General features: G+C 68.8%; 25 protein-coding genes. 14 read left to right on the top strand and 11 right to left on the bottom strand.

Annotated elements, in window-relative coordinates:
* The 4 genes from EBB59_RS08510 to trxA form a co-directional block, all read right to left on the bottom strand.
* Positions 1-406, bottom strand: a 406-nt coding sequence (locus EBB59_RS08510) for a helicase-related protein (RefSeq protein WP_245979186.1), incomplete at its 3' end; no start/stop codon positions are given.
* A 106-nt stretch (positions 407-512) separates the two neighbouring features.
* Entirely contained in the window at positions 513-1,202 is a 690-nt protein-coding gene (locus EBB59_RS08505) for a DUF502 domain-containing protein (RefSeq protein WP_122101727.1), read from the bottom strand.
* A 373-nt stretch (positions 1,203-1,575) separates the two neighbouring features.
* On the bottom strand, positions 1,576-2,055 hold the full coding sequence (locus EBB59_RS08500; protein ID WP_122101726.1) for a DUF4442 domain-containing protein: 480 nt from the start codon (positions 2,053-2,055) through the stop codon (positions 1,576-1,578).
* A 111-nt stretch (positions 2,056-2,166) separates the two neighbouring features.
* Entirely contained in the window at positions 2,167-3,051 is an 885-nt protein-coding gene (gene trxA / locus EBB59_RS08495; protein ID WP_425451816.1) for a thioredoxin, read from the bottom strand.
* 77 nt (positions 3,052-3,128) lie between these two features.
* Here trxA and EBB59_RS08490 point away from each other — a divergent pair, with 77 nt between their 5' ends.
* The 7 genes from EBB59_RS08490 to rlmH all read left to right on the top strand — a co-directional run bounded on the left by EBB59_RS08490 (position 3,129) and on the right by rlmH (position 9,801).
* The gene (locus EBB59_RS08490; RefSeq protein ID WP_122101725.1) at positions 3,129-3,701 is read left to right on the top strand and encodes a DUF998 domain-containing protein; all 573 of its coding nucleotides are present in this window, start codon (positions 3,129-3,131) and stop codon (positions 3,699-3,701) included.
* 49 nt (positions 3,702-3,750) lie between these two features.
* Positions 3,751-6,504: a leucine--tRNA ligase gene (leuS, locus tag EBB59_RS08485; RefSeq protein ID WP_122101724.1), complete on the top strand. Its 2,754-nt coding sequence runs from the start codon at positions 3,751-3,753 to the stop codon at positions 6,502-6,504.
* Between the two features lie 72 nt (positions 6,505-6,576).
* Positions 6,577-7,113 carry an LPS-assembly lipoprotein LptE gene (locus EBB59_RS08480; RefSeq protein WP_122101723.1) on the top strand — a complete coding sequence of 179 codons (537 nt, stop codon included), beginning with the start codon at positions 6,577-6,579 and terminating at the stop codon, positions 7,111-7,113.
* A 9-nt stretch (positions 7,114-7,122) separates the two neighbouring features.
* A complete protein-coding gene (gene holA, locus EBB59_RS08475; protein ID WP_122101722.1) occupies positions 7,123-8,154 on the top strand; it encodes a DNA polymerase III subunit delta in 1,032 nt (343 codons plus the stop codon).
* Positions 8,151-8,828, top strand: a complete 678-nt coding sequence (nadD, locus tag EBB59_RS08470; RefSeq protein WP_122101721.1) for a nicotinate-nucleotide adenylyltransferase — start codon at positions 8,151-8,153, stop codon at positions 8,826-8,828. The genes holA and nadD overlap by 4 nt, the downstream gene beginning before the upstream one ends.
* Positions 8,829-8,859: 31 nt before the next feature.
* Positions 8,860-9,255, top strand: a complete 396-nt coding sequence (rsfS, locus tag EBB59_RS08465) for a ribosome silencing factor (RefSeq protein WP_122101720.1) — start codon at positions 8,860-8,862, stop codon at positions 9,253-9,255.
* 75 nt (positions 9,256-9,330) lie between these two features.
* On the top strand, positions 9,331-9,801 hold the full coding sequence (gene rlmH / locus EBB59_RS08460) for a 23S rRNA (pseudouridine(1915)-N(3))-methyltransferase RlmH (RefSeq protein WP_122101719.1): 471 nt from the start codon (positions 9,331-9,333) through the stop codon (positions 9,799-9,801).
* Positions 9,802-9,943: 142 nt separating this feature from the next.
* On the opposite strand, the gene EBB59_RS08455 is transcribed toward rlmH, so the two are convergent.
* Together EBB59_RS08455 and EBB59_RS08450 are read right to left on the bottom strand one after the other, a co-directional pair.
* Complete coding sequence (locus tag EBB59_RS08455; RefSeq protein ID WP_122101734.1) at positions 9,944-10,654, bottom strand: energy transducer TonB; 711 nt, start codon at positions 10,652-10,654, stop codon at positions 9,944-9,946.
* Between the two features lie 316 nt (positions 10,655-10,970).
* Positions 10,971-11,657, bottom strand: coding sequence for an SIMPL domain-containing protein (locus tag EBB59_RS08450; RefSeq protein WP_122101733.1), 687 nt, complete (start codon positions 11,655-11,657; stop codon positions 10,971-10,973).
* A gap of 207 nt (positions 11,658-11,864) precedes the next feature.
* Here EBB59_RS08450 and EBB59_RS08445 point away from each other — a divergent pair, with 207 nt between their 5' ends.
* The 4 genes from EBB59_RS08445 to tldD all read left to right on the top strand — a co-directional run bounded on the left by EBB59_RS08445 (position 11,865) and on the right by tldD (position 19,299).
* Positions 11,865-12,434, top strand: a complete 570-nt coding sequence (locus EBB59_RS08445) for a Maf family protein (protein ID WP_122101718.1) — start codon at positions 11,865-11,867, stop codon at positions 12,432-12,434.
* Positions 12,431-13,948, top strand: coding sequence for a ribonuclease G (gene rng, locus EBB59_RS08440; RefSeq protein WP_122101717.1), 1,518 nt, complete (start codon positions 12,431-12,433; stop codon positions 13,946-13,948). Before EBB59_RS08445 ends, rng begins: the two co-directional genes overlap by 4 nt.
* A 13-nt stretch (positions 13,949-13,961) precedes the next feature.
* Positions 13,962-17,780, top strand: a complete 3,819-nt coding sequence (locus EBB59_RS08435; protein ID WP_122101716.1) for a YhdP family protein — start codon at positions 13,962-13,964, stop codon at positions 17,778-17,780.
* Between the two features lie 76 nt (positions 17,781-17,856).
* Positions 17,857-19,299, top strand: a complete 1,443-nt coding sequence (gene tldD, locus EBB59_RS08430) for a metalloprotease TldD (protein ID WP_122101715.1) — start codon at positions 17,857-17,859, stop codon at positions 19,297-19,299.
* Between the two features lie 106 nt (positions 19,300-19,405).
* On the opposite strand, the gene yjgA is transcribed toward tldD, so the two are convergent.
* On the bottom strand, positions 19,406-19,966 hold the full coding sequence (gene yjgA, locus EBB59_RS08425) for a ribosome biogenesis factor YjgA (RefSeq protein WP_122101714.1): 561 nt from the start codon (positions 19,964-19,966) through the stop codon (positions 19,406-19,408).
* A gap of 38 nt (positions 19,967-20,004) precedes the next feature.
* Here yjgA and pmbA point away from each other — a divergent pair, with 38 nt between their 5' ends.
* The 3 genes from pmbA (at position 20,005) to EBB59_RS08410 (ending at position 22,635) form a co-directional block, all read left to right on the top strand.
* Positions 20,005-21,366 carry a metalloprotease PmbA gene (gene pmbA, locus EBB59_RS08420; protein WP_122101713.1) on the top strand — a complete coding sequence of 454 codons (1,362 nt, stop codon included), beginning with the start codon at positions 20,005-20,007 and terminating at the stop codon, positions 21,364-21,366.
* Positions 21,367-21,684: 318 nt separating this feature from the next.
* Positions 21,685-22,050, top strand: coding sequence for a DUF4870 domain-containing protein (locus EBB59_RS08415; RefSeq protein ID WP_122101712.1), 366 nt, complete (start codon positions 21,685-21,687; stop codon positions 22,048-22,050).
* A gap of 132 nt (positions 22,051-22,182) precedes the next feature.
* Complete coding sequence (locus EBB59_RS08410; protein WP_158601752.1) at positions 22,183-22,635, top strand: DUF4870 domain-containing protein; 453 nt, start codon at positions 22,183-22,185, stop codon at positions 22,633-22,635.
* A gap of 15 nt (positions 22,636-22,650) precedes the next feature.
* Here the strand turns inward: EBB59_RS08410 and EBB59_RS08405 are convergent, their stop codons facing one another.
* The 4 genes from EBB59_RS08405 to EBB59_RS08390 are packed head-to-tail and all read right to left on the bottom strand — an operon-like array spanning position 22,651 to position 25,864.
* Positions 22,651-23,541, bottom strand: a complete 891-nt coding sequence (locus EBB59_RS08405) for a polyprenyl synthetase family protein (RefSeq protein ID WP_122101710.1) — start codon at positions 23,539-23,541, stop codon at positions 22,651-22,653.
* A complete protein-coding gene (locus tag EBB59_RS08400; RefSeq protein WP_122101709.1) occupies positions 23,534-23,794 on the bottom strand; it encodes an exodeoxyribonuclease VII small subunit in 261 nt (86 codons plus the stop codon). The genes EBB59_RS08405 and EBB59_RS08400 overlap by 8 nt, the downstream gene beginning before the upstream one ends.
* 31 nt (positions 23,795-23,825) lie before the next feature.
* Positions 23,826-25,091 (bottom strand): tRNA lysidine(34) synthetase TilS, encoded by a 1,266-nt coding sequence (gene tilS / locus EBB59_RS08395; RefSeq protein ID WP_122101732.1) that lies wholly within the window; start codon positions 25,089-25,091, stop codon positions 23,826-23,828.
* Between the two features lie 32 nt (positions 25,092-25,123).
* Entirely contained in the window at positions 25,124-25,864 is a 741-nt protein-coding gene (locus EBB59_RS08390) for a tetratricopeptide repeat protein (RefSeq protein WP_122101708.1), read from the bottom strand.
* Between the last annotated feature and the right edge of the window lie 3 nt (positions 25,865-25,867).

The raw sequence follows: 25,867 nt of genomic DNA, 5'->3' as shown, positions 1-25,867 counted from the left end.
GCCCGCGCGCGGCGACGTCGGTGGCGACCAGGATGCGGGTGCGCCCGGACTTGAACGCATCCAGCGCCTTCTGCCGCGCCGACTGGCTCTTGTTGCCGTGGATCGCCAGCGCCGGCAACCCGGCCTTCTCCAGTTGCTCGGCCAGCCGGTTGCAGCCGTGCTTGGTCTTGCCGAATAGCAGCACGCGCTCGGTATGGCGTTCGGCCTCGGTGGTGGCCCGGGTCGCGCTTTCGGCGGGTCGGTGCGCGGGCGGTCGAGCGGGGCGGCTTTGCGGGGGCTTGCCGAATAGCAGCACGCGCTCGGTATGGCGTTCGGCCTCGGCGATGGCCCGGGTCGCGCTTTCGGTGGGTCGGTGCGCGGGCGGTCGAGTGGGGCGGCTTTGCGGGGGCTTGCCGAATACCAACACGCGCCCGGCATGGCGTTCGGCCTCGGTGGTGGCCCGGGTCGCGCTTTCGGTGGGGCGGTGCGCGGGCGGTCGAATGCGGTGGACTTGCGGGGGCTTGCCGGAAGCGTCAGGCCGTGCGTTCGTCGGGTGTTGGCGTGCGCCCCGGCGGGGAGAACGGGATGTCCGAACGCGAAACCGCACCACCGGAGATGATGAAGCTCATCGCCTCGTCCACCGTCCAGTCGGTGGGCGTGATCTTTTCCACCGGCACGATTTCCAGGTAGCCCGAGGTCGGGTTGGGCGTGGTCGGAACGTAGACCGCGGCCAGTTCGCGCTGGGTGCCGGTTTCGCGCATCACCTTGGTGACGAAACCGACCGCCTTCATTTCCGGGGTCGGGAAATCGATCAGCACCACGCGCTGGGTGCCATCGGGCGAGGTTTGCAGGATGTCCAGCAGTTTGCGCGCCCCACCGTAGACGGTGTTGGCCAGGGGGACCCGGGCGATGAAGGCTTCGAACCAGCCAAGCAGGCGCTGGCCAATCACTTGCCTGGCCATCACGCCCACCAGCAGGATCAGCACCACGGTGCCGGCCAGCGCCACCGCCGCTTTGACCCATTCGTCGTCCGCCCAGCCCAGCGTGTGTGGCGAGCCGGTGGCGATGCCGTCCAGCAATGGGCCGACCCACGGCCGGCTGATGTCCGACATCAGTACGAAAACGAAGCGCACCACCACCCAGGTCAGCCATAGTGGCAGCAGGGTGAGCAGGCCGGTCAGGAACAGCCTGGCGAAGCGGGATTTGGGCGGCTTGGCGGACATGCGCGCATTCTAGATGCACGCTTGGCCATGCGCGCGGGCGAAAAAGCGACCAGATCGGCGTTGCGCTACACGGTTTGGTTCACCGCCCGGACGTGTGTGCGGGCGAAGAGCGATTCCGCTCCGGCCGCCTTCAGTGCCGGGCGATGAGCGCCCGGCCATGCGTGCGGGCGAAAAAACCAAGGTCAGGTTCCGGATACCGCGCGTGCTGCGCCTGGCCATACGCGTGGGCGAAAAATACCGGGCTTCTCAGGCCGGCGCGGATGAGCGCGTGTCATCGCTCGTCATGCGGGTGCGAAAGGCAAAGGGGATCGTCGAGATTCGCTTTACAACGCCGATCGGTCGTCATCCGCGCGGAAGGCGAAGGCGTTCGCATTTATCCGCCCGCCGTGGGAGCGGGAGCGATTTCGCGCTTCAAGCGCACGTACAACTGCTTGCGCACCCGGGCGATGATCTCGCCCTTGGCATCGATCACGTCGGTCTGGAACCAGCGCAGCACCTTCTCGCCGCCGGCCGCCGCCGCCATGACCTCCGTCACCTGGGCGTCGTCGAGCCGGAATTCGGCGTAAACGGTGCCGCGGCCGGGCTTGACGAACTCGATCTCGCCAGCCTTGTCCCAGACGATGTAATCGCGTGGCAGCGCATGCAGCATCAGCAACATCCAGAACGGGTCGGTCATCGAGAACAGGCTGCCGCCGAACTGGGTGCCGATGTAGTTGCGGTTCCAGGGCCGCAGCCGCAGCTCCACCCGCGCGTGGCGCCAATCCTCGCTCAAATGGGTGACGTGAATGCCCGTGAACAGGAATGGCGGCCAGATATTCAGGCCGTACCGGAGCAGGCGTGGGGTGAGCTTCATCGGGCGGGCCGGGCGAATCGGGGGGTAGACGATACGGATACGAATGTCCGTGGACAAGCCGGGGCCGGACAACCCCCGTGGAGGTGCCGGCCACTGCCATCGCGCCGGGTGTCAGCTCAGCAGCAGCGCCGACATCTGGCGGCGGTACTTCGCCACCAGCGCATCGTCGTCGAGGATGCGGAAGGCATCGATCAGCGCCTTGCGCGGCAGGCCGTCCTGGAACTGGCGGTCGCGCCGCAGCATCTCCATGAGTTGTTCCAGGCCGGAAGCCGCATCGCCCGAAACCAGTTCGTGGACGCCCAGCAGGTGGCGGGCGGTGAGGTCGTCCGGGTTGGCGGCGATGGCGGCAGCCAGCACCTCGCGCGGCGGCGCGTCCTTGAGCAGGCCGGCGAAGCCGAGGCGGGCGTGGGCCTTGATGGCGCGGTCGTCGGTGGCGAGGTTGGCGGGCAGGGCGTCGAGCAGTTGCCCGGCCTCGGTGGCGGCGCCGGTGGCGAGCAGGGCGAGGGCGAGATCGAGTTTGTGCTCGGCCTTGTCAGGCTCGCTGTCCGCCAGTTGCCGCAGGCGCAGCACCTCCTGGTGTGGATCGAGCGGGGCGGCGGGGAGGGCCTCGGCCACTTCGGCGGCGGCCCGCGGTTCGATGCCATGGCTGGAGAGGAATTGGCGCAGTTCGCCCTCGGTCAGCACGCCCGGAAAACCATCGACCAGTTGCCCACCCTTGACCAGCATGACCGTCGGCACCGAACGGATCTGGAAGGCGGCGGCCAGTTGTTGCTCCCGGTCGACGTCGACCTTGGCCAGCCGGAACGCGCCGTGGTAATCGGCGGCCAGTTTTTCGAGGAGCGGGCCGAGGGTCTTGCAGGGGCCGCACCAGGTCGCCCAGAAATCGACCAGCACCGGCGTTTCCAGCGAGGCGCGGATGACGTCGTTCTCGAAGCCGGTGGTGGTGGCGTCGAAGATGTGCGCAAGGGCGGCTTGAGGCGTGGAATCGGTCATCATGGCGTCCGTTTCGAAAGTTCGGGAACAAGCGTTCAGATGATGCCAGAGGCGGCGTTTTACAACCGTGGAGGCAACGGGTGAGGCGCTGGCCGGTGACGCTGGCGGCGGCTTCGGTCCTGCTCGCAGCGCTGGTCTTCGGCGCGCTGCGGCCGGAATACGGCCATCCACGCCAGTCGCTGGCGGCGCTCGGCGCGGTGGGGATGCCGGGCTGGCACCTCGCCAACGGCTTGCTCTACCTGCTGCCGGGCGGGTTGATGGCGGGGCTGGCCTGGCATGCGCGTGGCCGCTTGCCGGCGGCGGCGGGCTGGGCGCATCGGCTGGCGTTGCAAATGGCCTTGCTGGCGGCGCTGGCGTTCGTCTTGCAGGGCGTGTTCGCGCTCGACCCGACACGGTTGCCGGATGAGGGCGGCAACCGTCTGCACGCGCTGGTCTGGCTGCTGTGGTCGCTGTGTTTCGCGTTGTCGACCGTGTGCATGGCCGTGGCCGGTGCCGATGTCCCACGCATGATGGCGGCGTTGCTGGCCTTGGCGATTCCCTCGCTGTTGGTACTGGGGCCGGCATTCGGCTTGGCCGGGGCCGCGCAGCGCCTGCTGGTGGCGCTTTGGCTGTTTTGGAACTGGCGGCTGGCTTCGCGGCCCGGTGCCCAATGACGGGCGCGCTGCGGTAGTCTGCGCAGTCCGATTCCTTACAGCCGCCGACATGTCCCAGGAAGTGCCCGCCCAACCGCAACCCTACGATCCCGCCGCCGTCGAGGCCGCCGCCCAGCGCCATTGGGACGACGTCCGCGCCTACGAAGCGAGCGAGGACGGCGGCAAGCCCAAGTATTTCTGCCTCTCCATGCTGCCGTATCCCTCCGGCGCGCTGCACATGGGCCACGTCCGCAACTACACCATCGGCGACGTGATCTCGCGCCACAAGCGCATGACCGGCCACAACGTGCTGCAACCGATGGGCTGGGACGCCTTCGGTCTGCCGGCCGAGAACGCCGCGATCAAGCATGGCACCGCCCCCGCGAAGTGGACCTACGCCAACATCGATCACATGCGCGGGCAGCTCAAGTCGCTGGGCTACGCCATCGACTGGACGCGCGAGTTCGCCACCTGTTCGCCCGATTACTATGCCCACGAGCAGCGCATGTTCGTGCGGCTGATGAAGCAGGGGCTGGCCTACCGCAGGAACTCGGTGGTGAACTGGGACCCGGTCGACCAGACCGTGCTGGCCAACGAGCAGGTCATTGACGGCCGCGGCTGGCGCAGCGGCGCGCTGGTGGAGAAGCGCGAGATTCCGCAATGGTTCCTGCGCATCACCGATTACGCCCAGGAACTGCTGGACGGGCTGGACACGCTGGAGGGCTGGCCGGAATCGGTCAAGACCATGCAGCGCAACTGGATCGGCCGCAGCGAAGGGCTGGAAATCCAGTTCAAAGTCGATGGCGAGGATACCCCGCTGACCGTCTTCACCACCCGCCCTGACACGCTGATGGGCGTGACCTTCATTTCGGTCGCCGGCGAGCACCCGCTGGCGCGGAAGGCCGCCGCCGGCAATCCCGAACTGGCGGCTTTCATCGCCGACATGAAGCAGGGCGGCGTCAGCGAGGCCGAACTGGAAACCCAGGAAAAGCGCGGCATGGCCACCGGCCAGTGGGCCATTCACCCGGTGACTGGCGAGGACGTGCCGGTCTACGTCGCCAATTTCGTGCTGATGGGCTACGGCACCGGCGCGGTGATGGCGGTGCCCGGCCACGACGCGCGCGACCGCGAGTTCGCCATCAAGTACGGCCTACCGATCAAGCCGGTGATCGCGCCGGCGGAAGTGCGCGATGCGTTGATGGACATTTCCGACGACATCGCCGCCCACGCCGACCCGATGCAGGCCGCGCTGGGCCGCCAGCGGGCGCTGGACGTGTACGACACCGAGGCCGCGGTCGAGGTGGTGCGCGAGTTCCTGCGCACGGTCAACGACGATGCCGCGTATACCGAGCGTGGCTGGCTGATCAATTCCGGCGAGTTCAACGGGCTGGATTACCAGGGCGCTTTCGACGCGCTGGCGGAGAAGTTCGAGCGCGAGGGCGCGGGCCGTCGCGTGGTCAATTACCGCCTGCGCGACTGGGGCGTGTCGCGCCAGCGTTACTGGGGCTGCCCGATCCCGGTCATCCACTGCGCCGATTGCGGCACGCTGCCGGTGCCGGAAGACCAGTTGCCGGTGGTGTTGCCGGAGGACGTGGAGGCGGCGTTCTCGACCCCCGGCGCGGTGGTCAGCCCGATCAAGGCCGATCCCGAATGGCGCAAGACCATCTGCCCGAACTGCGGCAAGCCCGCCGAGCGCGAAACCGACACCTTCGATACCTTCATGGAATCGAGCTGGTACTACGCCCGCTACACCTCGCCGGGCGCGGCCGACATGGTGGATGGCCGCGCCAACCACTGGCTGCCGGTCGATCAGTACATCGGCGGTATCGAGCACGCCATCCTGCACCTCATGTATTTCCGCTTCTATCACAAGCTGCTGCGCGACGCCGGCATGGTGACGAGCGACGAACCCGCGCATCGGCTGCTGACCCAGGGCATGGTGATCGCCGATACCTATTACCGGGAAACCGCCAACGGCGGCAGGGAATGGTTCAATCCCGCCGATGTCGAGATCGAACGCGACGACAAGGGCAGGATCGTCGGCGCGGCATTGAAGTCCGACGGCCGGCCGGTATCGATTGGCGGCATCGAGAAGATGTCGAAGTCGAAGAACAACGGCGTCGATCCGCAGGCGATGGTGGACAAGTACGGCGCCGATACCGTGCGCCTGTTCTCGATGTTCGCCGCGCCGCCGGAGCAATCGCTGGAGTGGAACGAGGCCGGCGTCGAGGGCATGAGCCGCTTCCTGCGCCGCCTGTGGCGCGATGTGCATGCGCATGCGGCGGCGCCGGATCATCCGGCCCTCGCGCCCGACGGCCTGGATGCCGGGCAGAAGACGCTGCGCCGCCAGACCCACGAGACCCTCCAGAAGGTCGCCGACGATTATGGCCGCCGCCACAGCTTCAACACCGCCATCGCCGCCTGCATGGAGCTGCTGAACCATGTCGGCAAGTTCGGGGACGTGAGCGCGCAGGGCCGCGCCGTGCGTCACGAAGCCTTCGAGGCGCTGGTGCTGATGCTCAACCCGATCACCCCGCACATCAGCCATGCCCTGTGGCAGGTGCTGGGGCACCCGGAAACCGTGCTGGAGGATGTGCCGTTTCCCGCCGCCGATCCGCGGGCGCTGGTGCGCGATGCGCTGACGCTGGCGGTGCAGGTCAACGGCAAGCTGCGTGGACAGATCGAAGTCGCGCCGGATGCCGCGCGCGAGTCGATCGAGGCAATGGCGCTGGCCGAGCCGAACGTCGCCGCTTTCCTGGCCGGGCAGACGGTGAAGAAGGTCATCGTGGTGCCGGGACGGATCGTCAATATCGTCGCCGGTTGATCGACCGGCGGCGCCGGCCTTCGTTCAGCCTGCGCCATTGCCGGCGGTCGCGGCATCGTCCAGACTTCGCGCATGAAGAAACTCGTCCTCGCCACCTTCGTCCTGTTCCTCGCCGGCTGCGGATTCCACCTGCGCCGCCCGCTCGATTTGCCGATGGACCTTGGCCCGGTGCGGGTGGTCTCGCCCGACCCGTACAGCCCGCTGGCCGAGTCGCTGGCGTTGGCGCTGGCGCGCGCCGGGGCGACGGCGCCGGCCGACCCCGACGAGACCCAGGGCGTGGCGCGGCTGGAAATCGTTTCCGAGCGCTGGGGCGATACCCCCAATTCGCTCGACCAGTACGGACGCGCGCAGGAATTCAGCTTGCGCTATGCGGTGATCTTCGCCCTGCGCGATGGCAACGGCAGGGACGTGGTGCCGCAGCAGGCGGTGGAACTCTCGCGCGACTACGTGGCCCCGGCCGCCGATGCCATCGGCAAGGCCAGCGAGCGCGAACTGCTGTCGAAGGAAATGCGCCGCGAGATGACCACGGCGATCCTGCGCCGGGTCGCGGTCGCCACCCGGACGCCGCAGCCGCCGCCCGAGGATTTCTCCACCGAACCGAAGCACTGATCCCCGGCGGTGGAACTCAATACCGAACGCCTGGTCGCCCAACTCGCGCATGAGCCGTTGCGCCCGGCCTATTTGGTGGCCGGGGTGGAGCCGCTGCGGGTGCTGGAGGCCGCCGATGCCGTCCGCGCCCAGGCCCGCGCCGCCGGCTGCGACGAGCGTGAGGTGTTCGATGCCGACGGCCGCGACTTCGATTGGAACGAACTGCAAACGGCGTTTGCCAGCCTGGGCCTGTTCAGCAGCCAGCGCCTGATCGAAGTGCGCCTGCCAAGCGGCAAGCCGGGCAAGGAAGGCGCTGCGGTGATTGCCGGCTTTTGCGCCGACCCGCCCGCCGGCATCACGCTGCTCGTCATCGCCAACGATTGGAGCAAGGCCCACGCCGGCAAGTGGAGCGAGGCGGTTGCCCGCGTCGGTCACGTCGCCATTGCCTGGGCGGTGAAGCCGCACGAACTGCTCGATTGGGTCGAGCGCCGGTTACGCAGCCACGGCGTGCGCGCCGACCGTGAAGCCGTGGCGCAACTGGCCGCGCGTGTCGAGGGCAATCTGCTGGCGGCCGCGCAGGAGGTGGACAAGCTGGCGTTGCTGGCCGAGGGCCGCGTGCTGGATGTGGCGACGATGCAGTCGCTGGTCGCCGATGCCGCCCGCTTCGACGTGTTCCGCCTCACCGACGCGGCCTTGAACGGCCAGCCGGCCCAGGTCTCCCGCGTGCTGGCCGGCCTGCGGGCCGAGGGCGAGGCGGTGCCGGCCCTGCTCGGCATGGTGGTGCGCGAACTGCAAACCAGCGAGCGGCTGGCGCAAGTGCAGGCGCGCGGCGGCAACCTCAATGCCGAATTCAAGGCGCAGCGAATCTGGGACGCCAAGCAGGCGCTGTATCTGCGCGCGCTGAAGCGTCACGAAGCCGCGCGCTGGCCGGTGTTCCTGGCCGAGGTCGGGCGTATCGACCGCATCGCCAAGGGCCGCGCCCAAGGCGACCCGTGGCTGGCGCTGGAACGGCTCTTGGTGGCCGTGGCCGAACCCAGGGCGATGAAATTGCTGGCGCGATGAGCCTGCGCATCCAGTACGGCGGCAGTTTCGACCCGGTGCATGAAGGCCATCTGGCGGTGGCGCGCGCGGCCCGCGATGCGCTGGCCGCCGGAGTCTGGCTGATGCCGGCGGGCGATCCGCCGCACAAGGGGCCGACCGCCGTCGATGCCGCGCGGCGCCGGGAGATGCTTGCGCTGGCCGTCGCCGGCGAGCCGGGGCTGGCGGTCGATGAGCGCGAACTGCGCCGCGAAGGGCCTTCGTACACCATCGACACCCTCATCGAATTGCGTGCCGGGCTCGGTACCGATGCTCCGCTGGCGATACTCGTCGGCGCCGACAGTTTCCTCGCGCTGCCCGGTTGGCGGCGTTGGTATGAACTGGCCGGCTTCGCCCATCTGGTGATCGCCGAACGCCCCGGCAGCGGCTTCGATCCCGCCGCGTTGCCGCCGGAACTGGCGGCGTTCGCGGCCGGGCGCTGGGCGGCCGCGGCCGGCGAACTGGCGCGGACGCCCACGGGCCTGCTGTACCGGCTGGCCCTGCCGTTGCGCCCGGAGTCCTCCAGCGAGCTGCGCCGGCGCATCGCCGGACACGACCCGCGCTGGCGCGAGTGGGTGCCGCCGGCGGTTGCCGATTACATCGTCCGCCACCGTCTGTACGGCGCCGGCCGGGACGCCTCGTTCATCCGCCCGCGCTAGAATCCGCGCAACTTCGACAGGAAACCCTTTCTTGACCAACCAAGCCCAAGTCATCAAGACCAGCGTGCCAACCCCGCCGCCGCCGGTCGACGTATTGCTCAAGACCGTGCACGAAGCGGTCAACAACCTCAAGGCGCAGGAGATTGTCGAGCTGGACGTGCGCGGCAAGAGCAGCGTCTGCGATTACATGGTGGTGGTCAGCGGCACTTCGACCCGGCACGTCAAGTCGATCGCCGACGAAGTGGTGCGTTTCGCCAAGCAGCTCGATTACCAGCCGCTGGGCGTGGAGGGCGAACGGGAGGCGGAATGGGTACTGGTCGATCTGGGTGATGTGATCGTCCATGTCATGCTGCCGCGCGTGCGCGAGTTCTATGCGCTGGAGCGGCTGTGGACGGTGGGCGACGAACCGCCGGAAAGCCACGATTGACGATGGGTGAAAGCGGCGTTCGCCAGTGCTCGGTGCCGTATCGGCGCCCGCCCCGGCCAGCACCCGCGCGTCCTCATGAAAGCCAGCCTGATCGCCGTCGGTGAGCGCCCGCCCGGTTGGGTGGCCGAGGGTTTCGCCGAATACCGGAAGCGCCTTTCGCACGGGCTGCCGCTGCAACTGGTGGAAATCGCGCCCGGCGTGCGTGGCAAGGGCCGCGATCCCGCACGGGCGATGAGCGAGGAAGGTGAGCGCGTGCTGGCGGCCATTCCGAAAGGGGCCTGGGTGGTGGCGATGGACGGCGGCGGCAAGCCGTGGTGTTCGGAAACGCTGGCCGCGCGCCTGGAGCACTGGCGCGGGCAGGGCCGCGATCTCGCCTTCCTGATCGGCGGGCCGGAAGGCCACGCCCCGGAGGTGATCGCCCGCGCCGACGAAGCTTGGTCGCTCGGCCCGTTGACCCTGCCGCATATGCTGGTGAGGCTGCTGCTGGCCGAACAGTTGTATCGCGCGCAGTCGATGCTGTCCAACCACCCCTACCACCGCGCCTGAGCCGTGCGCGGCGGCGGCCTGGCTGCGTAAACCTCGCATGCTGTTCATCGTGATGCGGGAGATCGTCGGCTTGTAGCCCAGGCGGGGCCGTGGACGGCGGTCTCCGGCCGAGCGTGGGCACAGGCCGTGGAAAAGATCACGGCTAGCCGCCGATCACGAAATCCACCGGTACATGGCCGATTGCCCGTATCGGGTGGCCGTCTTTGGTTGCCGGCACGAATTTCCAATGTTTCAGCACCTGTTCGCGCGCGGCGCGGTCGAGCAGGCGGTGGCCGCTGCCGCGCTCGATGCTCACTTCCAGCGGGTTGCCGGCTTCATCCACCAGCACGCGCAGCATCACCGTGCCTTGCAGGCCGTCGCGCAGGGCTTCGCGCGGGTAAGCCGGTGGCGGGTTCAGACGATATTGCAGGGCGATGCCGCTGGCTGGCGGGCCGTCGCCGGAGCCGGGCGGGAGAGGTGGCGATGGTTCGGCGCTGGGCAGGGGGATCGCTTCGCCGCGATCGGCGATGACCGGCGCATCGCTGGACATGTCGAGGTTCGCTACATGCAGCGTGCTTGGCGGTGGCGGCGTGATGAGCGTCGGGGGCTGGGTGCGCGATGGCGGCCGTCGCGTTATTTCCATGATGGGCGTCGGTACCATGGGCGGCGGCGGTAGGGCTACGTGGAAGACAAATGGCACGCGCTCGTCGGGCGATGCGGTCGGCGCTGGCGCCGGCGCGGGGCGGGTTGGCATCGCCAGCAGGCCGAGGGCGACCAGATGCACCGCCAGTGCCGCGCTGATGCCGGAGATGCGCGCCGGGTCCAGCGGGTGGGAGGCGGGGGAAGAAAAAGACGCGGGGATCGACTTGGCCATTTGCATGTCCTCGAAGGAAGGGCATCGGGGACAACGTGCGAAGCCTTGGCGCGGGGTTGCGCGGGCGAAGAAACTTTTGGGATTTCAGCGGGGCGCTGCGATTTCCCCGGGTCGGCCCTTCGAATATCCCCCATGGGGATTACGCATCCGCTTGAGGGGCGGGATTCGGGGCTGGGCGGGGCAGCCCACGGCTGAGCGCTGCGGCATGCATTGCCGCGAGTCATGAGGCGGGCGCGGTTTCCTGGCCGCTGGCGTTCGAAAGGCCAAAAAAAGCGGGCCTGTCGCCAGGCCCGCGGTGGAGAACGTGAAGGAAAGCTCAGCGCCCGAGCTCGAACACGATGTTGAGGTTGACCGAGAGCGTGCTTTCGCCCGGTGCGACGGCGGTTTCGGCGCCGGCGTTTTTCGCGTCCATCGCCATGGCGCGCATCATCGGTACCGGCGGGCGATAGCCGCCGGTCTCGTCGATGCTGACGATCCGGCGCACGCGCAGGCCGAGTGTCTTGGCGTACATCCCGGCGCGCGCCTGCGCTTTTTCCAGCGCGCCGCGGCGGGCCTCGTCATAGGCTTCGTCAGGCTTGTCGACCTGGAAGTTGGGGCCGTTCAACTCGTTGGCGCCTTGGGCCACCAGGGTGTCCATGGTCTTGCCGAGCTTCGACAGGTCGCGCACCTTCACGCTGACGGTGTTGCGCGCCTCGTAGCCGGTGATCTTCGGGGTTTCGTTTTGCTGGTAGTGGTATTGCGGGTTGAGGTTGATGCCGCTGGTCTGGATGTCGCGCTCGGCGATTCCGGCCTGCTTCAGCGCGGCCATCACCTTGGCCATCTGCTCGGCGTTCTGGCGCATGGCGGTCGCGGTGTCGGCGGCGCGGCTGACTACCCCGGTGGAGATCATGGCGATGTCGGGCACGCGGGTGCTGCTGGCCTCGGCGCTCACGGAGAGGAGGGTGCCATCGCTGCTGGCGACGGTGGGTGGCGCGAGGGCGCTCTGGGCATTGGCGGTGTTCATGGCGGCTCCGGTGGCGAGGGCCAGGGCGAGGATCAGGGGGCGAAGTTTCACGGAAAGCTCCTGTTCGTATGGGGAAGAGGGTGGTGCCGCGGGAGTTAACGGGCCGTGACAAGGGGCGGGGCTGGCGGCGCGGGGCGGGGTTGGCGGAGGTTCATGCAGGCTTCGCAAGTGACCATCGGTGCAGCTTCGACGGGTTATTCTGCCCGGATGTTGCACCTCGCCTCGCGCTCTCCCCGCCGCGCCGAACTGCTGGCCCGCCTTGGGCTGGATTTCGGCATCCTGGAACTGGATATCCCCGAGCATCGCGGCGCGGACGAACCCGCGCGCGCATACGTGAGCCGCGTGGCCCGAGAGAAGGCCGGCGCCGGCCTGTTGCGGGTGGTGGCGGTGCCGGACGCGCTGGTGCTGGGGGCTGATACCGAAGTGATCCTCGACGACGAAGTGTTCGGCAAACCCGCCGACGCGGCGGATGCTGCCACCATGCTGCGCCGTCTGTCGGGCCGCGCGCATGTGGTGGCGACGTCGGTCTGGCTGCTGTCGGCCGGGCGCGAGGCGCATGCGGAGTCGGTTTCCGAAGTGAGCTTCGGGCGCCTCGACGAAGCGCGCATCGCCCGTTACGTCGCGGGCGGAGAATGGCGGGGCAAGGCCGGCGGGTATGCCGTCCAGGGCGCGGCGCAGGCGTTCATCGCCCATCTTTCAGGCAGTCATTCCGGGGTGATGGGCCTGCCGTTGTTCGAGACCGCCGGGCTGTTGCGCGGGTTTGGGGTGGCGGTATGAGCGAGGAGATCCTGGTCAACGTCACCCCGCGCGAGACCCGCGTGGCGGTGGTCGAAAACGGCATGCTGCAAGAGCTGCACATCGAACGCGGCGGGCATCGCGGCGTGGTGGGCAACCTCTACAAGGGTCGGGTGCAGCGGGTCATGCCGGGGATGCAGGCGGCCTTCGTCGACATCGGCCTGGAGCGGGCGGCCTTCCTGCATGCCAATGACATCCACCGTCCCAGCGAGGTGGTCGGCAACGACGAGCGCCACCTGGAAGAGCCGCCGACGCATGCGCCGGCGCGGCCGATCACCGAACTGCTGCGCGACGGCCAGGACATCGTGGTGCAGGTGCTGAAAGACCCGATCGGCAGCAAGGGCGCGCGGCTCACCACCCAGATCAGCATCCCCTCGCGCTACCTGGTGCTGCTGCCGCAGTCGCGGGTGGTGGGCGTCTCGGCGCGGATCGAGGACGAGGCCGAGCGCGCGCGGCTGAAGGCGTTGGTCGGGGAGTTGTCGATGCCCTCCGCCGCCGGTTACATCATCCGCACCAATGCCGAAGGCCAGCCGTCCGAGGCGCTGGCCGAAGACATCGGTTATCTGAGCCGGATGTGGTCGCTCATCGAGCGGCGCTCGCGCGAGTCGGCGCTCGGCGAATGCGTGTACGAGGATCTCAGCCTGCCGCTGCGCGCGGTGCGCGACCTGATCCGCCGAGACGTGGAAAAAGTGCGGGTGGATTCGCGCGAGACCTTCGAGAAGCTGCGGGTGTTCGCCGCCCAGTACATGCCCGGCCAGAACGAAACCGGAGAGGACGGCGGCCTGGCCGACAAGATCGAGCACTATTCCGGCACGCGCCCGATCTTCGACCTGTACGGGGTCGAGGACGAACTCCAGCGCGCGCTGCAAAAGCAGGTGCCGTTGAAATCGGGGGGCTATTTGGTAATCGACCAGACCGAGGCGATGGCCACGGTGGACGTGAACACCGGTAGCTTCCTCGGCCAGCGCACGCTGGAGGAAACGGTTTACCGCACCAACCTGGAGGCGGCGCAGGCGGTGGCGCGTCAACTGCGCCTGCGCAATCTGGGGGGGATCATCATCATCGACTTCATCGACATGCACGATGCCGAGCACCGCCGGCAAGTGCTGCGCACGCTGGAGAAATCGCTGGCGAAGGACCATGCCAAGACCACGGTGTACGACTTCTCGCCGCTGGGCCTGGTTGAAATGACCCGCAAGCGTACGGTCGAGAGCCTGGAGCGGCAGTTGTCCGAACCCTGCGGCCAGTGCGGCGGGCGCGGCACCATCAAGACCACCGAGACCGTGACCTACGAGATTTTCCGCGAGATCACCCGTGCGGTGCGCCAGTTCGAGGCCGAGCGTCTTCTGGTGATCGCCTCGCCGGGCGTGGTCAACCGCATCACCGACGAGGAATCGGTGGCGGTGGCCGAACTGGAGGAGTTCCTCGGCAAGAGCATCCGTTTCCAGGCCGATGAGCAGTACCAGCAGGAGCAATACGATGTCGTCCTGCTTTGAGGCGCGCTGAGCGATGCCCTCGCCGTTGCGCCGTGGTTTGCGTTTCGCCGGCAAGTCGGTCTGGTATGTCTTCGCGCTGGTGGCGTTGTCGCTGGCGCTGGCGTTTGGCGCGGCGATCCAAAGCCTGAACTGGCTGGAGGCCAATCCGGCGCGGGTCGCCGGCTGGCTTTCGGCGAAGGCGTCGCAGCCGGTCGCGTTTTCCGGGCTTGAGGCCGAATGGACCCGGCGCGGGCCGTTGCTGCGGCTCTCCGGCCTGCGCGTCGGCCCCGGGGCCGATGCCATCCCGATAGGCCAAGCCGAAGTGTTGCTGGCGCCCTATACCGGTTGGCTGCCGGGGCGGCGGATGACCGAACTGCGCCTGCATGGACTGGCGTTGACGCTGGAGCGCAACGTCGCCGGCGAATGGCATGTGCGCGGTATGCCGGGGCAGAGCGGTCGTCGCGACCCGCTCGACAGCTTGCAGGACCTTGGCGAACTGCAAGTGGTCGGCGGCCGGCTGCGGGTGCTGGCGCCGGCCAGCGGCATCGATGTCGAGATTCCGCGTATCGATCTGCGGGTGCAGGTCGGCGGCGCGCGGGTCAGGGCCGGCGTGCGCGCCTGGCCGCGCGCCGGGCAGTCGCCCTTGACCGGCAGTCTCGATTTCAACCGTGAAAGCGGTGATGGTCGTTTCTTCGCCGGCGCACGCCGACTGGATCTGGCCGGTTGGTCGGAACTGCTGCGCTGGCGGGGCCTGATGCTGGTGGCCGGCCATGGCCGCGCCCAGACCTGGCTGGCGCTGAAGGGACACCGTGTGGCATCGGTGAGCAGTGTTGCCGACCTGTCCGACGTGGTGCTGGCGCCGGCCGACCCCGCCCCCGGGGCGTTGCCCGAGCTGCGTTTCGAGCGGTTGCGGCAGCGCGCCCGCTTCGTGCGCGAGGAAGCTGGCTGGCGCTTCGATCTGCCGCAGTTGGCGCTGCGCCGGCAGGGCCGCGAGACCCGCATGGACGGGCTGGCGATCGCCCGCCGCCAGGACCGTTGGGCCATCGACGCGCCGCAGGTCTCGCTGGAGCCGCTGCTGGCGCTGGTCGATCTGAGCGATGCGCTGCCGACCGGTTTGCGTCATTGGATCGGACGCGCCCGTCCCAGCGGCGAGGTGCGCGGGCTGTCCATGCGCGGCGAGGCGGGCCGGCTCGACTGGGTCGAGGCCGACACTGAGGGCCTGGGCTTCCTGCCGGTGGGCGACGCGCCGGGCCTGTCCGGCGTCGGCGGGCGGGTGAACGGCGATGGCGATGGCGTGGCGCTGGCGCTCGATCCACGGGCGCGGATGGTCTTCGACTGGCCGCGCGGTTTCGGGGTCAAGCACCCGATTAGCGCGCGCGGCACGGTGGCGCTGTGGCGCGAGGGCAAGGGCGTGCGCTTGGGCACCGGCCATCTGCGCGTCGAGGGCGAGGGCTATCGCGGTGATGCCCGGGGCGGGCTGTGGTTCCAGAACGACGGCAGTCGGCCGTGGATCGACCTCGCCGCCAACATCGACGGCGCGGAAGTGCCGGTGGCGAAAAAATTCTGGATTCGCCATCTCATGCCGAAGGAAGCCGTGCAGTGGCTGGACATGGCGCTGGTCGGCGGCAGGCTCAGGCATGCCCGGGCGATCGTCAGCGGCGATCTCGACGACTGGCCCTTCAGCCGCCACAACGGCCGTTTCGAGGCGCTGGCCCAGATCGAGAACGGCCAGTTGCGTTTCCAGCCGGACTGGCCGCCGATCCAGTCGGCTTCGCTCAAGGCCGCTTTCATCGGCCCTGGGATGAAGGTCGAGGGCGGCGGTCAGTTGGGGGGCGTGCAAATCGAGGCGATCAGCGCCGAAATTCCGAATTTCGACCGGGCCGAGCTGAGCATCGAGGCCCGCGGCCGTGGCGATGCCGCGGGCTTCCTCGCGGTGCTACGCGGAAGCCCGCTCGACAAAACCCTGGCCGATACGTTCGCCCGGGTGGCTGCCAGCGGGCCGGCGCGCGCCACTTTTTCGTTGTTCCAGCCGCTCCACGGCGGCGGCCCGCCGCAGCGCATCGCCGGTACCGTCGATTTGCAGGGCGCCTCGCTCAGCGAACGCGAGCTGAAACTGACCTTCCGTGACGTGCGCGGCCGGGCGCGTTACGACGGTCACGGCTTCCGCGCCGATGCGCTGGCGGTCACGCAGGAGGGCCGGCCGGGGCGTTTGTCGCTGCGCGCCGGCACGCCGCACGTCGAGGACCGGCGCAACGTGTTCGAGGCCGATCTGGCCGGCAGTCTCACCGCCGCCGCCCTGCTCGACCGCGCCCCGGACATGGCTTGGTTGAAGCCCTGGCTGCATGGCCGCTCGGCGTGGAACGTCGCGGTGGCGTTGCCGGCCGGCGGCGCGGCCGCCAACGCGTTGCCAAGCCGGGTGACGTTGAGTTCCAACCTGGTCGGCACCGCCATCGACCTGCCGCCGCCGCTTGGCAAACCGGCCGGCGAGCCACTGGCGGCCACCGTGCGCATCCCGATGCCGGTCGACAACGGCGAGGTGGACGTGAGCCTGGGCCAGCGGCTGGGCCTGCGTGCGCGGCACCGTGGCGGCCGTACCGGCATCCGCGCCACGCTGGGGCGCGCCAATGCCGCGGGCGCGCCGCCGGCGCAGGGGCTGGTGGTCGATGGCCGCGCGGGCGAGGTGGATGCGCTGGCCTGGGCCGGATTCGTGGGCGGCCTGGGCGGTGGCGTATCGGGAAATGCGCTCGGTCCGGTGCGGATCGACGTGCGCGCCGCGCGGCTGCTGCTGCTGCTGGGGCAGCGCTTCGCCGAGACGCGCATGCAGGTGGAGACCGCCGGCAATGCCACCCGGGCGCGGCTCGAAGGCGTCGGCATCGCCGGCAGTCTCGCCATTCCGCATGCCGAGGGCGCAACGGTGAATGGCCGTTTCCAGCGCGTCGATTTCGCCATCGGCACGCCGTTGGCCACGGCCAATGGCGTCGTCCAGACCGCCGCCGGCGGCGACATCGATCCGGCCGGCGTGCCGCCGCTGGATATCGCCGTGCAGGATTTCCGCCTCAACGGCAGCGCGTTCGGCCAGCTTGCCTTCCGCAGCCGGCCCAGCACCGCCGGGATGCAGGTCGAAGCGTTGGAACTGCGCGCGCCGAGGCAGCGGATCGACGTCAGCGGCAGTTGGAACGGACGCGGCGTGGCCGCCCGCAGCCGCTTCGATGCGCAGCTTCGCAGCGAGGATTTCGGCGGCCTGCTGGGCGCTTTCGGCCTGTCCGGTCAAATGAGGAAGGGGCAGGGCAACGCGGCGTTGTCGCTGGCTTGGCCGGGCGCGCCGTCGGATTTCGATCCGGCGCGGATCGAGGGCAGTCTGGCGGCGTTGATCAAGGATGGGCAGTTGAGCGAGCTGGAGCCGGGGGCCGGGCGCGTGCTCGGCCTGCTCAGCGTGGCCCGTCTGCCGCATCGCCTGACGCTGGATTTCCGCGATTTCTTCGATAAGGGCTTCGCTTTCGACCGGATCGAGGGCCGGGTCCGATTCGGCGAAGGCCATGCCCGCAGCGAGGGCATCGTGATCGAGGGGCCGGCGGCGCAGATCGGCATCGCTGGCAGCGCCGACCTGCGCGCGCAACGTTTCGACCAGACCATCGAGGTCAAGCCGCGCACCGGCAACCTGCTGACCGTCGCCGGCGCGCTGGCCGGTGGGCCGGTGGGCGCGGCGGTGGGCGCGGTGGCCAACGCGGTGTTGAAGAAGCCTTTGAGCGAGGTCGGCGCCAAGACCTATCGCGTCACCGGCCCGTGGGGCGAGCCCAAGGTGGAGGTGCTGGCGAAGCCGCGCGCGCAGCACGCCGCCAGCCCGCCGCCGTGAGCCGGTCGGCAACCGCCTGGCTGGCAAATCGCGCCGCCATCCCCATATCCACTCCACTCCCGTAACGTGCATCCCGATGACCCAGGCCCTGACTCTTGCCGAATCCCGACTGCTTGCGCCCGCCGGCCTCGCGTTGGCCGACCTCGACCATGCCTTTTCCCGCCTGCTGGCCTCCGGCGCCGACTTCGGCGATCTGTATTTCCAGCACGCGCGGCGCGAAAGCTGGTCGATGGAGGACGGTATCGTCAAGGAGGGCGCGCATTCAATTGAGCAGGGCGTCGGCGTTCGCGCGATCAGCGGCGAGAAGACCGGCTTCGCCTATTCCGGCGAGATCGACGCCGCCGCGCTGCTGGCCGCCGCCGGTTCCGCTCGCGCCATCGCCCGGGCCGGCGGGGCATCGGACGCGCAGGCGTTGGCGCCGCGGCGGGTGCGTGCGCTTTACGGCGCCGAGGACCCGATCGACGCGCTCGGCAACGAAGCGAAAGTGGAGGCGTTGCGCCGCGTGGATGCGCTCTTGCGCAGCCTCGACCCGCGCGTCCGGCAGGTGATGGTGAGCCTGTCGGCCGCGCTCGATACGGTGCTGGTGGCGCGTAGCGACGGCGTGCTGGCCGCCGACGTGCGCCCATTGGTACGGATGAACGTGCAGGTGATCGTCGAACAGGACGGCCGGCGCGAATCCGGCTATGCCGGCTTTGGCGGGCGCTATTCCTATGCGCGGCTGCTGGGCGACGGCCAGCCGGAGAAATTCGCCCGCGAGGCATTGCGCCAGGCATTGTTGAACCTCGAAGCTATCGACGCCCCGGCCGGGGTGATGCCGGTGGTGCTCGGCAACGGCTGGACCGGCGTGCTGCTGCACGAAGCGGTCGGCCACGGGCTGGAAGGCGATTTCAACCGCAAGGGCACGTCGACCTATGCCGGGCGGATGGGCCAGCGCGTGGCTTCGCCCGGCGTCACCATCGTCGATGACGCCACGCTGGCGGCCCGGCGCGGCTCGCTCAATTGCGATGACGAAGGCACGCCGACGCAATCGACCACGCTGATCGAGGATGGCGTCCTCACCGGCTACATGCAGGACACGCTCAACGCCCGGCTGATGGGCATGGCGCCCACCGGCAACGGCCGCCGCGAATCCTTTGCGCACCTGGTGATGCCGCGCATGACCAATACCTACATGCTGGCGGGGCAGGACGACCCGGCGGACATGATCAAGTCGGTCAAGCGCGGGCTGTACGCGGTCAATTTCGGTGGCGGCCAGGTGGACATCACCAGTGGCAAGTACGTATTTTCGGCCACCGAGGCTTACCTCATCGAAGACGGCAAGGTGACCGCGCCGGTGAAGGGCGCGACGCTGATCGGCAACGGCCCGGAGACCATGCAGCGGGTGACGATGATCGGCCACGATCTGGCGCTAGACGATGGCGTCGGCGTTTGCGGCAAGGACGGGCAATCGGTGCCGGTCGGCGTTGGTCAGCCCTCGCTGAAGATCAGCGAGCTGACGGTGGGCGGGACGCGGGCTTGATGGTTGGCGGAGGTTGGCGATCGGAGGCCGGGGGCCAGGGAAAAGCGACGACCATTGGAGCGTGTGAAGGCTGGCGTGGCTTGATGGATGGCGCGGCTCCCGGCGTCTATTCGATGCCCGGCGCTTCCTCGATCTCCGAGCCAGGGCTTCCGGCCCCCGCCGCCGCCAGCACTTCCCGGTACAGCTCGCGGAACGCGCGCGGCGGCTTGCCGCGCTTCGCCTCTTCCTGCGCATTGCGCACCAGTTGGCGCAGCCGTTGCCGGTCGGCTTGCGGGTGCTCGTCGATGAAGGCGGTCAACGCCGCATCGCCGTCCTCCAACAGGCGCGTCCGCCAGTGCTCGGCGCGGTGCATCGCGGCCACCTGTCGGCGCGAGCCCTCGCTGTTGGCGTCCAGCGCATCGCGGATGGCGTCGAGCGTTTCGTCCTCTTCCTTGCGCATCTGCTTGGCGAGGAAGGCCACCGCCCGCTTCCGCGCGATTGGCGCGGTGATGCGCCGGGCATCCAGCGCGTGGCCGCGCAGGGTGTCGTCCATCGGCAGCTTTTTCAGCTCGGTTGCGGTTTTTTCCACCAGTACGTGCGCCAGCGCCAGCACGTCGAGCGCGGCGCGGCGCTGCTCGCTGCGGCTGGGCGATATGAATTCACCGGTTTCTTCATCGCGTCCGCGCATCGTTGCCACCTTCTGAAAGTTTCGCCACAGGATAAGTCATGACCACCACCACCACCGAACTTGCCCACGACGACAGCCTCGCGCGTCTGGATCGCCTGGAAGCCAGCGCCGGGCGCCTGCTCGACCTCGCCCGCCGCCATGGCGCGAGCCAGGCGGAAGTCAGTTGCAGCGACGCGAAGGGCCTGAACGTCGGCGTGCGCATGGGCGAGGTGGAAACCGTCGAATCCACCCAGGATCGCGGCATCGCCGTCACCGTTTATTTCGGAAGGAAGAAGGGCAGCGCCAGTACCGGCGACGTGCGCGAGGAAAGCCTCGCGGCCACGGTGGAACAAGCCTGCGCCATCGCCCGCCATACCGAGGAGGACGAAGCCGCCGGCCTCGCCGATGCCGCGCTGATGGCGAAAGACCCGCGCGAATTCGATGCCTGGCATCCCGCCCCGCTGAGCGCGGACGAGGCGGTGGAGCGCGCGCTCGCCGCCGAGACGGCCGGCCGCGAACTCGATCCGCGCATCGGCAATTCCGATGGCGCTTCGTTCGGTGGCGGGCAGTCCCTGTCGGTGTACGCCAATTCGCACGGTTTCGTCGGGCGCGAGCGCGACACCCGCTACACGCTGGGCTGCGCGTTGATCGCGGGGCGGGGCGAGGCCATGCAGCGCGATGGTTGGTACAGCACGGCGCTGTCGCTGGATGCGGTGGAAGACGCCGCATCGGTCGGTCGCTGTGCCGCCCAGCGCGCGCTGTCGCGGCTGGCGCCTCGCGGCCTGCCGACCGGCGCGTTGCCGGTGATCTTCGATGCCGAAGTCGCGCGTGGCCTGATCGGCCATTACATCGGCGCGGTATCCGGCGGCGCGCTGTACCGGCGTGCTAGTTTCCTTTGCGATTCGGTTGGCCAGCGGCTGTTTCCCGATTGGTTCGCCATCGAGGAAAATCCGTTCCTGCCGCGCGGTTTCCGCTCCGCTTCGTTCGATGGCGAGGGCGTGGCGACCCGGCGTTCGCACCTGGTCGAGGGCGGCATCGTGCGCCGCTACGTGCTGGGCAGCTATTCGGCGCGCAAGCTCGGCCTGGAAACCACGGCCAATGCCGGCGGCATCCACAATCTCGACGTGCTGGCGAATGCGGGCGATCTCGCTTCGATCATCCGCGGCCAATCCCGCGCGCTCTATGTCACCGAACTGATGGGGCAGGGCGTCAACTCGATTACCGGCGATTACTCGCGCGGCGCGGCCGGCTTCATGATCGAGAACGGCGAAATCGCCTATCCGGTCGATGGCGTCACCATCGCCGGCAACCTGCGCGCGATGTTCGGCGCGATCGAGGCGGTCGGCACCGACGTCGATCCACGCTCGCACGTGCGTACCGGGTCGATCCTGGTGGGCGGGATGACGGTGGCCGGGCGCTGAAGCTTATCGATCGCGCTGGCGGGTGAGATGGCGGGCGCTTCGCGGCCGTCGATCCTGGTGGATGGGATGACGGTGGCCGGGCGCTGAAGCTTATCGATCGCGCCGGCGGATTGAGAGGGTAGGCGCTTCGCGGCCGTCGATTCTGGTGGGTGCGATGACGGTGGTCGTGTGCTGAAGCTTATCGATCGCGCTGGCGGATGAGAGGGTAGGTGTTTCGCCGTCATCGTCCCGGTGTGCCGGACGTGGGCGCATGGGTGTCGGATGTCATGCGTTCGCGATAGAGTCGCGAGCATCACCAACTTTCGACGAAGTGAAGCCATGAACGACCCCATGATCCCAGCCATCGACCAGGAAGCGCGTCAGTGGGGCATGTTCGCCCACTTGGCCGCGCTCGCCGGCCTATTGATTCCTGTCGTCGGTAACGTGATCGGCCCGTTGGTGGTGTGGCAGGCCAAGAAGGACACCATGCCGTTCGTCGATGACCAGGGCAGGGAGTCGCTCAATTTCCAGATCACCGTGGTGATCGCCCTGGCCGTTTCCTTCCTGTTGTTGTTCGTGGGCATCGGTTTTTTCCTGCTGCCGGTCGTTGGCGTGGTGGCGTTGGTATTCACCGTCATTGCCGGCATCAAGGCCAGCGAGGGAGTGAGCTATCGCTACCCCTTCACGCTGCGGCTCATCAAGTAAGCCCGGAGCGTTCGCCGTGGCGCCTGGCGGCTTTCGCCGGGCGTCCACGGCACCTCGCGGCATGATTTCAGTTCACTTGCGATGGGGGGTGATGGCTCCGATATTCATGGGCCCGTCATTCGGAGTCGTCGCATGGATACGTTCGAAAACAGCGCCGCCACCGGCTCGCCACCGAGCCAGGAAGCGCGTCTGTGGGCGCTGGGCGCGCACGTCGGCGCGTTGATCGCGGCTTTCGCCACCAGTTGGTTTGCCGGCGTCGCCGGCGCGGCGGCGGCGCTGCTGGTCTGGTTCCTGGTGCGCGAGCGTTGGTCTTTCGCCAGCGCGCATGCCAAAGAGGCGTTCAACTTCAATCTCAGCATGTGCTTGTACGCCGGCGCGGCGGTGCTGACCGGCTTCCTGTCGATTGGCGGTACGGTCATCACGCTCGGGTTCGGCGCGTTGGTGACGTTGTCGGCCGGGCTGTTGCTTTTGTGGGTGATGGTGGCCCTGGCGGTGGCCTGGCTGGTGTTCACGGTGATCGCCGCGCTCAAGGCCTGGGAAGGCGAAAGCTACCGTTATCCGCTGAGTATCCGTCTGTTGAGGTGAGACGCGCGGCCGCGCTCAGCGGTCGCGTTCCACCACTTGCCGCGCCAGTTCGGCCAGCAGGCGGGTATCGGCGTCGAGTTCGGCCAGGGCGGCGCGCATCGCCCGCGTCAGTTCGTCCAGCCGCCGTCGCGATGCCTCGACGCCGATCAACGCGGGGAAGGTCGCCTTGTCCTGCTGGATGTCCTTGCCGGGGGTCTTGCCGAGCGTGGCGCTGTCGCCTTCGATATCGAGCAGGTCGTCCTTGATCTGGAAGGCCAGGCCGAGCGCGCGGGCGTAGCGTTCGAGCGCGTTCGTTTGCGCCGGGCTGGCGTTCGCGGCCAGCGCGCCCAGCCGCACCGAGGCGCGTAGCAGCGCGCCGGTCTTGCGTGCGTGCAGGTCTTGCAGTTGTCCGATGTCGATGCGCTGGCCGGTGGCGTCGATGTCCAGCGCCTGGCCGCCGCACATGCCGGCGTGGCCGCTGGCGTGGGCCAGCGCGCGCAGCATGGCGATGCGGACATCGGCGGCGAGCGGCGCCTCGGCGATGCGGGCGAAGGCCAATGCTTGCAGCGCATCGCCGGCGAGGATCGCGGTGGCCTCGTCGTAGGCGACGTGCACGGTGGGCTGGCCACGGCGTAGGGTGTCGTCGTCCATGGCCGGCAGGTCGTCGTGGACCAGCGAATAACAGTGGATCAGTTCGACCGCGAGCGCGGCATCGTCGAGGGCGTCGTCGTTGACGCCGAGCGCGTGGCCGGTGGCGTAGGCCAGCAGCGGCCGGATACGCTTGCCGCCATTGAGCGCGGCATGGCGCATGGCGGCATGCAGGCGTTGCGGCGAATCGTCGGGCGAGGGCAGGATGCGTTCGAGCGCGGCCTCGGCCCGCGCACGCCAGCCGGCGAGGCGGGCGTGGACATCGGCAGGCTCACTCATCGGTGTCTTGGAAGGTTTCGGCGCTGGCGGGGTCTTGCGGGTCGGAGAGCAGTCGCACGCGTAGTTCGGCCTCTTCCAGGGCGCTTTGGCATTTCCGGTACAGGCCGACGCCGCGCTCGTAGGCGGTGAGCGATTCTTCCAGCGACAGCTCGCCGGTCTCCATTCGCTCGACCAGTTGTTCGAGTTCGTCCAGCGAGTGTTCGAAATCGGCGACCGGGGAGGCCGGTGGCTTTTCGGATGCTTTGCGTGCCATGGGCGAAGTGTGCGCGGCGGGGACGGCAGGGTCAATTGCGGGCCGGGGGGACGGGCCATTCCAGTTGCAACCGGGCGTGGTTCTGGGCCAGCCATGTGGCCAGGGGGGCGGAATGGACGTCGCCGGCGGCCAGCAGTTCGCCGGCCGTATTCCATAGCAAGGGCAGCGCGCGCCGCCGCCATGGCGGCATGCCGGCTTCTTGCAGCACGTGCTTGAGCTGGTGGCGGTGCGCGCGGCGCGGCAGGTGGATGCGCTCGCCGCCGCTGCGCGCGGCGGCGCGCAGCGGGGCGTCGAAGCCGGGGACGCCGTGCAGCCGCCAGACGATGCCGTTGGGCAATGCCAGTGGCGCATGGCCATCCCAATCGATGCTGAAGCCTTGCGGCAGGGCGGCGAGGCCGGCATCGACCCACAGGCCATCGCGCCAACGCCGAATACACGCGCCGCCCCAGTGCAGCTCGGCGGCGCCATCGTCGGTGGGTTTCGCCAGCTCGGCCCGCAGCCAGTCGATGCCGCGCGCCGGTGGCGGCGGTAGGCCGTTCGCTTCGCACCAGGTACGGAAGCGGCGCGCGTCCCGGCCCACCGGTAATACGCGAAGGGGCGCCAGCGCGAGAGGCGCGCCGGGGGTGAAACCGGCTTCGGTTTCGTCGGCTTGAAGCATGGTCACGGCTTCGGCTTGCAGGGCGGCGGCGCGAGCGAAGCCGGCGGCCGCTTGCGGCCAGCGCGCGGCGAGTTTCGGCATCACTTCGTGGCGCAGCCAGTTGCGGTCGAGGTCGGTGTGGGCGTTGCTCGGGTCTTCGATCCAGCGCAGGCCATGCGCGTGGGCATATTCCAGCAGCCATGCGCGGGGAAGCGGTAGCAGCGGTCGCCACAGGTGGCCGTGGTGAAAGTTTCGCCATTCGCGCATCGCGGCAAGCCCGTCCGGCCCGGAGCCGCGCAGGGCGCGGAGCATGAAGGTTTCGGCCTGGTCGTCGCGGTGGTGCGCCAGGGCCAGTGTCTCGCCGGGGCGCAGATGGGCGGTAAAGGCGCTGTGGCGCGCATGGCGCGCGGCGGCCTCCGGGCCGTGGCCGTGATCGTTCACTTGGACGCGGGCGACGACCAAGGGCACTTTCAGCTCGGCGCATATGCGCTGGCAATGGGCGGCCCAGGCATCGGCTTCCGGCTGCAATCCGTGGTGGACGTGGATCGCGCGCACCGCTTCCTTGTACGTGCGCGCCAGCGCGTGCAGCAGCACGTTGGAATCCAGCCCGCCGCTGAAGCCTACCAACAGGCCGGCGGGCGCGCCGGGCAGCGCGGCGATGGCCGCGTCGAGGGCGTTGGCGGTGCGCCGCCTCACCCCTCGTGGCGTTGCCGGGCGATGGCGATCCACGGTTTCTGTTCGCGCCGGTAATAGGCGGGCAGCAGGTCGGCGCGTTTTAGGGTTTCGGCATAGAGCGCTTGTGCCTGGGCGTCGTGGCCCATCTTTTCCAGCAGTTGGGCTTGGCGGATGCGTGCTTCCTCGCCGGGGAAGCCTTGCACCAGGGCTTCGTATTCGTGCAGGGCGGCGGTGTGCTCGCCACAGGCTTCCACCGCGCGGGCGTAAAGCAGATGCCCTTCGTGCGAGCGGAAATCGGGGTTGGCGGTGATCAGCCGATCCAGCGTTTCGCGCGCGGCGCGCGGCTGGTCAAGCCCGAATTGCGCCTGGGCCAGGCCCAGCATCAGGTCGGGATCGGTCTGGTACAGCCCCTGCATGGCGGTGCGAAATTGGCTTTCGGCCATGAGGAAGTCGCCACGGGCCAGGCTTTCTTCGGCCAGCCGTTTGCGGTTGGCGGGGGTGTCGGCCAGGTCCAATTGCCGGCTCGCCTGGCGCTTGTGGCGGTCGGGGTCGATGCGGTCCCTGACGCGCCTGATCGTCCGCTGGCCGCCGCGGGTGTCGCGCAGTTCCGGCAGTACTTCGGCCAGGAAATAGATCGCCATGCCGATAAAGGAGCCGATCAGGATGATGAAGATCCAGTACAGCGGCCGTCCGCTGCGCACCACATGCACCGCGCAGGCGATTTGCAGCAGCAGCGAGAAGATGATGAACGGTGACATGCG

This window comes from Solilutibacter pythonis (assembly GCF_003697345.1).
Classification (GTDB): domain Bacteria; phylum Pseudomonadota; class Gammaproteobacteria; order Xanthomonadales; family Xanthomonadaceae; genus Solilutibacter; species Solilutibacter pythonis.
The sequence above is the reverse complement of the archived record's forward strand: the minus strand, read 5'-3'. Positions and strand labels throughout refer to the sequence as shown.

Excerpts from the sequence above, each read along its gene's own strand:
- EBB59_RS08505 (WP_122101727.1), bottom strand. The coding sequence starts at position 1,202 with ATGTCCGCCAAGCCGCCCAAATCCCGCTTCGCCAGGCTGTTCCTGACC.
- EBB59_RS08500 (WP_122101726.1), bottom strand. The coding sequence starts at position 2,055 with ATGAAGCTCACCCCACGCCTGCTCCGGTACGGCCTGAATATCTGGCCG.
- trxA (WP_425451816.1), bottom strand. The coding sequence starts at position 3,051 with ATGATGACCGATTCCACGCCTCAAGCCGCCCTTGCGCACATCTTCGAC.
- leuS (WP_122101724.1), top strand. The coding sequence starts at position 3,751 with ATGTCCCAGGAAGTGCCCGCCCAACCGCAACCCTACGATCCCGCCGCC.
- EBB59_RS08480 (WP_122101723.1), top strand. The coding sequence starts at position 6,577 with ATGAAGAAACTCGTCCTCGCCACCTTCGTCCTGTTCCTCGCCGGCTGC.
- nadD (WP_122101721.1), top strand. The coding sequence starts at position 8,151 with ATGAGCCTGCGCATCCAGTACGGCGGCAGTTTCGACCCGGTGCATGAA.
- rlmH (WP_122101719.1), top strand. The coding sequence starts at position 9,331 with ATGAAAGCCAGCCTGATCGCCGTCGGTGAGCGCCCGCCCGGTTGGGTG.
- EBB59_RS08455 (WP_122101734.1), bottom strand. The coding sequence starts at position 10,654 with ATGGCCAAGTCGATCCCCGCGTCTTTTTCTTCCCCCGCCTCCCACCCG.
- EBB59_RS08450 (WP_122101733.1), bottom strand. The coding sequence starts at position 11,657 with ATGAACACCGCCAATGCCCAGAGCGCCCTCGCGCCACCCACCGTCGCC.
- EBB59_RS08445 (WP_122101718.1), top strand. The coding sequence starts at position 11,865 with ATGTTGCACCTCGCCTCGCGCTCTCCCCGCCGCGCCGAACTGCTGGCC.
- rng (WP_122101717.1), top strand. The coding sequence starts at position 12,431 with ATGAGCGAGGAGATCCTGGTCAACGTCACCCCGCGCGAGACCCGCGTG.
- EBB59_RS08435 (WP_122101716.1), top strand. The coding sequence starts at position 13,962 with ATGCCCTCGCCGTTGCGCCGTGGTTTGCGTTTCGCCGGCAAGTCGGTC.
- tldD (WP_122101715.1), top strand. The coding sequence starts at position 17,857 with ATGACCCAGGCCCTGACTCTTGCCGAATCCCGACTGCTTGCGCCCGCC.
- yjgA (WP_122101714.1), bottom strand. The coding sequence starts at position 19,966 with ATGCGCGGACGCGATGAAGAAACCGGTGAATTCATATCGCCCAGCCGC.
- pmbA (WP_122101713.1), top strand. The coding sequence starts at position 20,005 with ATGACCACCACCACCACCGAACTTGCCCACGACGACAGCCTCGCGCGT.
- EBB59_RS08415 (WP_122101712.1), top strand. The coding sequence starts at position 21,685 with ATGAACGACCCCATGATCCCAGCCATCGACCAGGAAGCGCGTCAGTGG.
- EBB59_RS08410 (WP_158601752.1), top strand. The coding sequence starts at position 22,183 with ATGGATACGTTCGAAAACAGCGCCGCCACCGGCTCGCCACCGAGCCAG.
- EBB59_RS08405 (WP_122101710.1), bottom strand. The coding sequence starts at position 23,541 with ATGAGTGAGCCTGCCGATGTCCACGCCCGCCTCGCCGGCTGGCGTGCG.
- EBB59_RS08400 (WP_122101709.1), bottom strand. The coding sequence starts at position 23,794 with ATGGCACGCAAAGCATCCGAAAAGCCACCGGCCTCCCCGGTCGCCGAT.
- EBB59_RS08390 (WP_122101708.1), bottom strand. The coding sequence starts at position 25,864 with ATGTCACCGTTCATCATCTTCTCGCTGCTGCTGCAAATCGCCTGCGCG.